This window comes from Kribbella sp. NPDC003505 (genome assembly GCF_040610875.1).
Taxonomy (GTDB): domain Bacteria; phylum Actinomycetota; class Actinomycetes; order Propionibacteriales; family Kribbellaceae; genus Kribbella.
In genome coordinates this window covers 88,860-96,504 of the sequence record NZ_JBEXNA010000006.1, presented here as the reverse complement: position 1 = coordinate 96,504, position 7,645 = coordinate 88,860, and the positions used below count along the sequence as shown (strand labels likewise).

7 protein-coding genes are annotated in these 7,645 nt (G+C 70.4%); 5 read left to right on the top strand and 2 right to left on the bottom strand.

Going from position 1 to position 7,645, the window contains the following annotated elements:
- Together ABZX12_RS21660 and ABZX12_RS21655 are read right to left on the bottom strand one after the other, a co-directional pair.
- The coding region (locus ABZX12_RS21660) for a DUF222 domain-containing protein (protein ID WP_355695633.1) at nt 1–1,578 on the bottom strand (1,578 nt) is incomplete at its 3' end.
- A gap of 433 nt (nt 1,579–2,011) precedes the next feature.
- Nucleotides 2,012–3,427, bottom strand: coding sequence for a hypothetical protein (locus ABZX12_RS21655; RefSeq protein WP_355695631.1), 1,416 nt, complete (start codon nt 3,425–3,427; stop codon nt 2,012–2,014).
- Between the two features lie 127 nt (nt 3,428–3,554).
- Here ABZX12_RS21655 and ddaH point away from each other — a divergent pair, with 127 nt between their 5' ends.
- Genes ddaH through ABZX12_RS21630 form a run of 5 tightly spaced genes read left to right on the top strand, consistent with a single transcriptional unit; the run spans nt 3,555 to nt 7,621 of the window.
- Nucleotides 3,555–4,433, top strand: a complete 879-nt coding sequence (gene ddaH / locus ABZX12_RS21650; RefSeq protein ID WP_355695629.1) for a dimethylargininase — start codon at nt 3,555–3,557, stop codon at nt 4,431–4,433.
- Nucleotides 4,433–4,774, top strand: a complete 342-nt coding sequence (locus tag ABZX12_RS21645) for a hypothetical protein (RefSeq protein ID WP_355695627.1) — start codon at nt 4,433–4,435, stop codon at nt 4,772–4,774. The genes ddaH and ABZX12_RS21645 overlap by 1 nt, the downstream gene beginning before the upstream one ends.
- A gap of 45 nt (nt 4,775–4,819) precedes the next feature.
- Complete coding sequence (locus ABZX12_RS21640; protein ID WP_355695625.1) at nt 4,820–5,272, top strand: cobalamin-dependent protein; 453 nt, start codon at nt 4,820–4,822, stop codon at nt 5,270–5,272.
- Entirely contained in the window at nt 5,269–6,669 is a 1,401-nt protein-coding gene (locus ABZX12_RS21635) for a methylaspartate mutase (RefSeq protein WP_355695623.1), read from the top strand. Before ABZX12_RS21640 ends, ABZX12_RS21635 begins: the two co-directional genes overlap by 4 nt.
- Nucleotides 6,614–7,621, top strand: coding sequence for an asparagine synthetase A (locus tag ABZX12_RS21630; protein WP_355695621.1), 1,008 nt, complete (start codon nt 6,614–6,616; stop codon nt 7,619–7,621). The genes ABZX12_RS21635 and ABZX12_RS21630 overlap by 56 nt, the downstream gene beginning before the upstream one ends.
- Nucleotides 7,622–7,645: the final 24 nt, after the last annotated feature.

Here is a 7,645-nt window from a genome sequence, read left to right as displayed (position 1 = left end):
CGTGAGCTCCGTGAGCTCCGTGGGCTCGGTGAACTCGCCGGGCGCGGTCGGCTCGGTGGGCTCGGTGGGCTCGGTGGGCTCGGCGGGCTCGGCGGGCTCGGCGGGCTCGGACTCGCGTGAGCCTGTCCCGCTGCCTGGTGGCCGGGCGCGCGGAGGCGCGGTGCGTCGGGCTGTGGCGGGGGTGGGTGCGGGTTCGGCCCAGGTGGGGCGGGCGACGTGGACTTCGCCGTTGGTGATGGTGATGTGCCAGTGACCCTTGTGGAGGTCGGTGTGGTGCCGGCGGCAGAGCAGGGCCAGGTTCGAGACCTTGGTGTCGCCGCCGTCGATCCAGGAGATCAGGTGATGGGCGTCGCACATGACCGGCGGGGCTCCGCAGACCACGCAGCCACGGTCACGGACCTCCAAGGCGCGGCGCATCGCCTTGGTGACCAGCCGCACGCGCCGCCCGACGTCCAGCGGTTCGGAGTTCGAGCCCAGTACCAGCGGGATGATGTTCGCGTCGCAGGCCAGCCGACGGATCGTGGCCGCGGACAGCCCGCCGCTGTAGACGGTGCGCCCGACGGCGTCCGCGGTGGCGGCTTTGAGGTCGTCGAAGTCGATCGTGACCGTGATCGTCGCCTTCGCGCCGAACCCGGCCACCCGACCACCCGTGCCCCCGCTCCCGGTATTCCCGGTACTCCCCGCACTCCCCGCACTGCCCGCACTGCCCGCACTGCCGGCATTGCCGGCGCTGCCCGCGGCGGCCGTGGCTGCCGCTGCGGGTCCGGTAGGTCCGGTGGGCGCGGTGGGCGGGGTGGGGCTGGTGGTGTCCCACGCGGCGGCGGCGATGCCCAGGGCGGTGGACAGGGCGTCGGCCTGGCGCTTGTCGCGTGGGCGCGGGTCGTGTTCGCCGTCGACGGTCTTGTGCGGGCGAGCCCCGGCATGCACGACCGCGCGCAGCAGTTCGGCGTTCTCGTTGGCCAGGAAGCCCTTGAACTTCACGCCGTTGTCCGCGGCCGACAGCGTCAACGACTCCCGTTCATACGCCTTGTGCTCGTCGGGTTCGGGGCCGTCGGAGTCCAGCAGGTCGGCGATCTCCTTCGCGGCCGTGCGCAGCTCGCCGGGCGACAGGTGACCGGCCAGCCCGACCAGCTGCTCCGCGGCCGCGTCCAGATGCTCCACCGGCACCCGGGAGCGGACCCGGTCCAGCCCGAACACGATCGCGGCCGCCTGCGCCGGCCGCACCAACCACCCGCCGTCAGATCCGTCGTCGCCCGATCCGCTGTCGTCGGGGGCGTCGGTTGGTGCGGAGGATGCCGTGCGGTCCAGGGCGGCCGCCACGGCCGGGTAGTGCGGGGCGGTCTGGGCCAGCCGGAGGGTGCGGCGGGCGGCCGGGGCGTCCAGGCGGTACCGGAAGCGTAGGAGTTCGGCGGTGTCGCGGGCGCCGAGCTCTTCGGCGTACCCGGTGGACTCGATCGCGGCGATCACGCTCAGCCGGTACGCCTCCCGGCGGGCCAGCTCGGCCTCCAGCGTGTCGAGAGTGGACAGCAGTTCGCTGCCGCTCATCGACCACACCGGCCGCTCGCCCAGAAGTTCCATACCGCCGACTCTAGACGGCGCCACCGACAGTTTCCGAGCGGGAATCCCCTTATTTTGTGGGCTGTTCGTGGGCCCACACCAGCAAACACCACTCGCCGTACGAGGGCACCCGCTTCGTCCACTCATCAACCCAGCCATGCTCCGCACCGACTTGCCACGGGAGGAGGATTGCGGGCCGGCGGGCGCGCTACCGTCTGACCGCTGCGGCTACCGCCCCGGCGCCTTCAATCCGTTCGAGATGGCGACGCCGCGGGGAAGTTGTCGTCGGCCACTGCGACGAACTGGATGTTGCGGCCTTGCTCCCGGCCCGCCGCACGGAGGCGGCAATGCAAACCGCACCTGCACGCCGAGGCGACCACGCACCCAGCCGCTTCCATCGGAGCACGACGAACCGGCGCGGCGCCCAGCAGGCACCGCGCCGGTTCGATGTAGGTCAGCCTCGGCGGACCGGGAGTGCCGTGCCGGGCTCGACGTCGGAGTCCTCGGGCAGGACGTGCAGGCAGCAGCCCGCGGATGCGCCGGCGAACAGCCGGATGACCTCGAGATCGGACTCGACGGTCGCGGCCCGGGTGAAGACGCCGCCGTACCCGTTGACGACGGTGAAGACGCCCCAGTTGACGATCCACGGCACCGGGTCGCCGTCGGGCATCGGGAACAGCTCCGGCACCGGGCGGATCCGGCGCTGCACGATCCACGGTTCGTCCAGGGCCTCCCGGACCCGCTCCTCCCACAGCTCGGCGCTCGTGTCGTCGCGCCAGCCGAGCAGCACTCCTTCGCCGCTGTGGCGTGAGGTCGGCTTGAGCACCAGGTCCTCCTGGTGGCTCAGCACGTAGTCGAGCAGTTCGACCTGCGAGCCGTCCTCCAGCGTCACCGGGCCGGAGCGCACCATCCGCGTCCACGGCAGGATCCGGTCCAGGCTGACCAGGGTCTCCTGGTCGAAGTACTTGCGGTTCTCCTCGTCGGACAGCATCGCGAGCGCCGCCTTGCTGGCGAACATCTCCGAGTCCATCGGCGTGAAGATCTTCACCTCGCCGCGGGCGGCGGCGTCCAGGATCGGATCCATCAGCGCGTGCGCGTCCGGGTCCTCCAGCAGGTCCTGCAGCATGAACAGCCGCTGGATGATGTCGATCTTCAGGTCGCCCAGCCAGACGCCGCCGTCGCGGACCTCCAGTTGGCCGATGTGCCCGACGTGAGCGTCGACGCCCATCTCGTGCAGCCGCGTCGCGAAGTGGTGCATGTACGGCTCGAGGGTCTCGTAGCTGCTCGGCCAGTCGATGGTCGCCAGCACCGGCCGCGACCCGTACTCGAAGCCGCACTCGACGAACATGTTGTTCACCTGCTCGCGCATGGTGTCGACATAGCCGAGCCGGTGCGTCTGCGCGAACTCCGCGAGCACCGGCTGGTCCAGCAGAGCCCGGGCCATGTCGGACTGGTCGATGCCGCCGAGCGCGCTGCCCATGTTGAACTCGAGCAGCTTGAAGCCGGACTCGTCCATGTACAGGTCGGCGCGGCTCTGCTTCGTCACGGTCGTCCCGCGGCTGCGCAGGACCGCGGAGACCTGTACGTCGGTCAGCCCGACGGCGCGGCCGAACGCGGCCAGGTCGCCGCCGTACAGCTTGTCGGGCAGGCTGATCAGCGCGGCGTGCATGGTCAGGATGTCGTTCGCCAGCTGTTCGCACTCCTCGGCCCCGAGGAAGACCGGCCGAGGCAGGTAGCGTCCGCCGTAGAACGACTGCAGCCCGACGGACTCGGGCTGGGTGCTGACGAGTTCGGCGGCGGAGATCCCGCGTCGCTTGATCTCGTCCAGGTACTGTGCTGTGAGTTCAGCTCGGCTCAAGCCGGTCTGCATGATCGGGACCTCCGGGGGTCGACGCGGAATCAGAGCGCTCCTGCTCGGTCAGAGGCAGCCACCGGCGGCCGGAAATACACTCATGTTCGGAGGTATCTGATCGCGGCACCCGCGCGCTCTTGTCGGCATGAACCTCATTTCCGACGCCGGCACCGCGACCGCCACCGCCGACCTGCCGAGCAACGCCGCGATCCGGCGAAGCACCCACCGCCGGTACCTGATGTGCCCGCCGACCTACTTCGACGTCACCTACTCGATCAACCCCTGGATGAATCCGGCCAAGCCCACCGATCAGCCGATCGCGATGGCGCAGTGGCAGCGGATCCACGACCAGCTCGTCGACCTCGGCCACACCGTCGACCTGATCCCCCCGGCGCCGGGGCTGCCGGACATGGTGTTCGCCGCGAACGGCGCCACCGTCTGGGGCGACCGAGCGCTGGTGGCCCGCTTCCGGCACGCCGAGCGCGACGCGGAGTCGGCGTCGTACCTGGAATGGTTCCGCAGCCGTGGTCTGCAGGTCCAGCAGGCCGCGACGGCGAACGAGGGCGAGGGTGACTACCTGACCGCCGGCCGCTGGCTGCTGGCCGGTAGTGGTTTCCGTACCGACCGCCGGGCGCATCTGGAGAGCGAGCAGTACTTCGATCGCCCGGTGATCGGCCTGACCCTCGTGGACGACCGGTACTACCACCTGGACACCGCGCTGGCGGTGCTGGACGCGGAAACGGTCATGTACTACCCCGGCGCCTTCACCGCGGGCAGTCAGGCGATCCTGCGGGAGCTCTTCCCGTCCGCAATCATCGCTGACGCCGACGACGCCGGTGTGTTCGGCCTGAACGCCGTGTCCGACGGCCGTCACGTGGTGATGCCCGCCGGTGCGACCAACCTGGTCGCGAAGCTGCGCGAGGCCGGCTTCGAACCGATCGGCATGGACGTCTCGGAACTGCTGCGGGCCGGCGGCGGCGTGAAGTGCTGCACCCTGGAGCTCCACGATCCGGCGGGTGGCTGATGATCGACTACAACGGCAGACAGTTCTCCCCGGCCGGCCACGAGGCCGGGGACGGCGAGGCGACGGTCGCGTCGTACCGCCAGCACGGCGACCTGCTCTGGGCGGACTTCAGCGGCGGCCGGGTACGGCGTGGTGCGCTCACCGGCCTGTGCCGCCCGGACGACACGCTGGAGTTCAGCTACACCATGGTGCTGTCCGACGGCGAACTCGTCGTCGGACGGTGCGAGAGCACGCCCGAGGTGCTGCCCGACGGCCGGATCCGGTTGCACGAACGCTGGGAGCGGTACGGTCCGCAGGCCGCGACCGGTGTGTCCGAACTGGAAGAGATCGACCCGGGCTGATCGCCGGGATGTATCAGACCGGCGCGGATCGCCGCTCTGTTCGTCATGGATCACGCCGCGGGGAAGGAGATCAGTGTCGACGGCTTGTCCGTCGTACTGACCAGCGTGTCGTCGGACTCGCACACCTGGAATCTTGTCGTCCTGCAGTTGCTGCTCGAGGAGCTCGGCCATCAGGTCCGCAACCTCGGCGCCTGCGTCCCGGACGACCTGATGGTCTCGGAATGCCTGCGGCTGCGGCCCGACCTGATCGTCGTGAGCACGGTGAACGGGCACGGCTTTCACGACGGGCTGCGGCTGATCGGTCAGGTCCGCAACCACCCGGAGCTGGCCGGCACCCCGATGGTGATCGGCGGGAAGCTGGGGATCTCCGGGCCCGGGAGCGAGCGCAGCCGGGCCCAGCTGAAGGCCGCCGGATACGGGGCGGTCTTCGAGGACGGCACCGGACTGACCGCCTTCCGGTCGTACGTCGGTCGACTGACCACCGGCCGGGCTTCGTGAGCGGCCCGGGCACCGGCTCGTTCGGTGACTTCGTCGCCCGCGCGCATCGGTCCGGCCGGCTGGTGGTGCAGCCGCGGATGGGGGTGAGCGATCCGGTCGCGATGCGGGCCGGCCTGCTGGCCACCAAGAGCGCGGCGGCCACCACCGTCGGGACGATCACGCTGGACAGCTACACCCGGATGGGTGACAACGTGAACGCGCAGGCGGCGCTGGCGAGCGGCATCGAGCTCAACGGCTATCCGATCGTCGCGCACGATCCGGCCACCACCCGCAGGGTCCTGGACGGTGTCGTAGAACCCGACTTCCCGGTCCAGGTCCGGCACGGTTCGCCCTGCCCCGAGCCGATCGTGGCCGCGCTGATCCGCGCCGGGCTGCACGCGACCGAGGGCGGCCCGGTCTCGTACTGCCTGCCGTACAGCCGGATGCCGTTGTCGGAGTCGATCCCGAACTGGGCCCGCAGCTGCGATCTGCTGGCCGAGGTCAGGTCCACCGGAGCCGAACCGCACGTCGAGAGCTTCGGCGGCTGCATGATGGGCCAGCTCTGCCCGCCCAGCCTGCTGGTGGCGTTGAGCGTGCTCGAGTGCTTGTTCTTCCGACAGCACGGGATCCGCAGCGTCTCACTGAGCTACGCCCAGCAGACCAACCCGGACCAGGACGTCGAGGCGCTGCTGGCCCTGCGCCGGCTGGCCGCCCAGTGGCTGCCGGACATCGAGTGGCACATCGTCGTCTACACCTACATGGGCGTGTATCCCAGGACGCCGGACGGCGCCTCGCGGCTGCTCGAGGAGGCCGCACGGCTGGCAGTCCGGACGGGCGCGGGCCGGCTGATCGTGAAAACAGTTGCCGAAGGCTACCGAATTCCCACCTTCGCGGAGAACATCGCCGCCCTGGAGACCGCGGCGCTGGCCGCCGAGCACTGCCTCACGATCGCCGGCGAGACCGACGACACCGGCATCCACGCCGAGGCGAGCACCTTGATCGGGGCTGTGCTGGACCTCAGCCCGGACATCGGGACCGCGCTGGCCACCGCCTTCCGCCGCGGCTACCTGGACGTGCCGTACTGCCTGCACCCGGACAACGCCGGCCGGGCCCGCAGCTACCTCGACAGCGCGGGCCGGTTGCAGTGGTCCTCCGTCGGGTCGATGCCGATCCGCGGTGCGGTCGGCCCGACCGACCCGGCAGACCTGACGGCGGCGGGGCTGCTGGCCTCGTTGTCGTACGTCGAACGCACCTACGACAGCGCCAGCCTGGAGCACGAGTATCGCGCCGCACCCGCGGCCACGCACCTTCCGACACCGACCGCACCGCCCCTACCGGGCGCCTCAGCAGGGAGCACAGGAGATGACCGAGACCCGGATCCCGGAGACCGAAGCCCGGCTGCCCGCCAGTCCGCGTGAGCACCTCACCTCGCCGGTCACCCGGTCGGTGCTGAAGATCCAGCACCGGATGCTGACCGCGGCCCGGCAGTACCTCGGCGCCCAGGGCTTCATCGAGTTGCTGCCGCCCGTCATCGGTCCGGTCACCGACCCCGGCGCCCGCGGCGCCAAGCAGGTCGACGTGGACTACTACGGGCACCGCTACAAGCTGATGACGAGCGCGATCCTCTACAAGCAGGCCGTGCTGACCTCGTTCGACAAGATCTTCTTCATCGCGCCCAACATCCGGCTGGAACCGCTCGAGACCGCGTCGACGAGCAGGCATCTGGCCGAGTTCCACCAGATCGACATCGAGATGGCGAACGCGTCCCGGGACGACGCGATGACGGTCGCGGAGGAACTCGTCCGCCACATCGTGCAGCAGGCGGTGGAGCACCTGCCCGGTGAGTTCGAGGCGCTCGGCCGGGACACCTCCGAGTTCACCGAACTGCTCACCGAGCCGTTCCGGCGCCGGACGCACGCCGACGCGGTCGCGGACCTGCAGGCCATGGGGCACGACCAGAGTCCGGACGCCGAGCTCGACTGGGAAGGCGAGGCGAAGCTGTCGGCGAAGGCGAGCAGGCCGTTCTTCGTCACCGACTACCCGAAGGGGTCGCGCGGCTTCTACGACCGGGAGAACCAGGACCTGCCCGGGATGCTGCGGAACTTCGACCTGATCGCGGCGGAGGGGTACGGCGAGCTGTGCAGCGGCAGCGAACGCGAGCAGGACTACGCGACGATCATCGCGCGGATGCGGGAGACCGCGGAGAACCCGGCGAAGTACGCGTGGTACCTGCAGATGCTCAAGGACGGCGTCCCGCCGAGCGCGGGTTTCGGACTCGGCCTCGAGCGGTTCACCCGGTACGTCGCGGGGCTGGATTCGGTCTGGCAGGCGAGCGCGTTCCCGAAGGTGCCGGGGATCGCCTCGCCGTGACCGCCCGGTTGCCGCGAAGATGTC